Source organism: Porphyromonas somerae DSM 23386, assembly GCF_000372405.1.
GTDB classification, from domain to species: Bacteria; Bacteroidota; Bacteroidia; order Bacteroidales; family Porphyromonadaceae; genus Porphyromonas_A; species Porphyromonas_A somerae.
Genome location: NZ_AQVC01000093.1, coordinates 1 through 1,392, shown reverse-complemented (window position 1 = coordinate 1,392; position 1,392 = coordinate 1). Strand labels below are relative to the sequence as shown.

The 1,392-nt window shown below is 37.2% G+C and carries 2 protein-coding genes and 1 pseudogene; all 3 read right to left on the bottom strand.

What is annotated here, in order from left to right:
- Positions 1-176: pseudogene (locus A3GK_RS11840) on the bottom strand (helix-turn-helix domain-containing protein); the annotation flags it as partial.
- 384 nt (positions 177-560) lie between these two features.
- Positions 561-998: a hypothetical protein gene (locus A3GK_RS0110175; protein WP_018029334.1), complete on the bottom strand. Its 438-nt coding sequence runs from the start codon at positions 996-998 to the stop codon at positions 561-563.
- Positions 995-1,258 carry a hypothetical protein gene (locus A3GK_RS0110170; RefSeq protein ID WP_018029333.1) on the bottom strand — a complete coding sequence of 88 codons (264 nt, stop codon included), beginning with the start codon at positions 1,256-1,258 and terminating at the stop codon, positions 995-997. Before A3GK_RS0110170 ends, A3GK_RS0110175 begins: the two co-directional genes overlap by 4 nt.
- Positions 1,259-1,392: the final 134 nt, after the last annotated feature.

Genomic DNA, 1,392 nt, shown 5'->3' with positions numbered 1-1,392 from the left:
GCCAGCATTTGGGCGTGCATTTGGGTATATCTTCCACTCTTGTTGGCATTCCTCTTAATCTCCCTAGTAATGGTAGATGGAGAGACTCCTACAAGTTCCGCGATCTCTTTTTTCAACAAACCCTTTTTTAGACTGCTCTCAATTATGTATCTTTGGTCAAGGGTTAGATGTTTGTACTATTTCTTTTTATTCATAAAACAAATATACTAATCCTATGGGAGGTTTCGGCCTCCCATTTTTGTTTTATGAATCCACACTCCCTTCTTTGCCCTTTTTCACGGCTTATTTGGTGGCCGATCGGCCACCAAATAAGCCGTGAAAAAGGCAGCCCCTATTACCTCAAAAATTGCACTTTGGTTTAGAACTTAGGGAGTTAACCTTCCCCCAACTAGAATCCGAGAACGGAACGTTTGTAAATCCTTTATCTCTCAATATAGGAGAAACATACTTTTGAAGTATGTTTCTCCTAATATTAAAGCTTTCTTTTGATGTAAATTCAAAAAACATTATCTTCTGTTATTATTCACAACAATTCCAGAGCTACCACCCACAGCGGTACTTTACTTAGTGGTCTTATTCTGATTACACTCCAATACTTGAGTTTTGGGACGAGCCTTGCTTCGCTTTACGCTAGGATCTATCCAAAGCAAAAACGAAGACAAAAACAATAAAAAAACCAAAGGAATTCCTTTGTCAGCACGCTGGTCACGACAAAATACTTTATCAAATAATGGATCATAATGAAATGTTGTATCATTATATCCTATATTCAAATTTTCCCCACTACGAATATTTGTGAAGTATTCTTTTCCATGATATATAACTAGGGCTGTAGGATGAGTTCTTGAACCAGAATGGGGATATAACTGAATTATTTGGCAAGCAATGAATTTATGGTGGGAGGCAATAAAAGCCTCCCGCCTAATAGAAAAAGAGTAATAGATCGCAAAAAGACCTACGACTACATTAATCAAAGCAATCATCAATTTCCTTTTCATTCTCTAGTTTCTTTTTGAGTCTTGTTTCCAGCAACTTTTGAAACTACTTGCTTTGTACCCTCACTTCCTTTCTCAAGAGATTCATTTAACCTGATTTCACTTTGAGCCTCCTTAAGTACTTTTCCTTGCTTTTTTATCACTTTTGGTGTTGCAGATTTTCCTCCCATTAGTTCCTTGGCACGTCTCATTTCGCCCTTGGCTCTATCGGCACTTTCTTTGAAAATTTTATTCGGTAAAAGTTTTCCTAATACCTCACCCATTCCAACCTCAACCAAAACAGCCTCTAAGCTAAAATCATCCGTAGATTCAAATTACTAGTACAATTTACTTATTATTTTCCAACCAGACAGCCATTGGGGTTTTGTACTGGTGTTTTTTCTTGGTCTTGAGTTGA

What these genes read in the sequence shown, in the direction of transcription:
- A3GK_RS0110170 (WP_018029333.1), bottom strand. Translation starts at nt 1,258, where the DNA reads ATGGGTGAGGTATTAGGAAAACTTTTACCGAATAAAATTTTCAAAGAA.
- A3GK_RS0110175 (WP_018029334.1), bottom strand. Translation starts at nt 998, where the DNA reads ATGAAAAGGAAATTGATGATTGCTTTGATTAATGTAGTCGTAGGTCTT.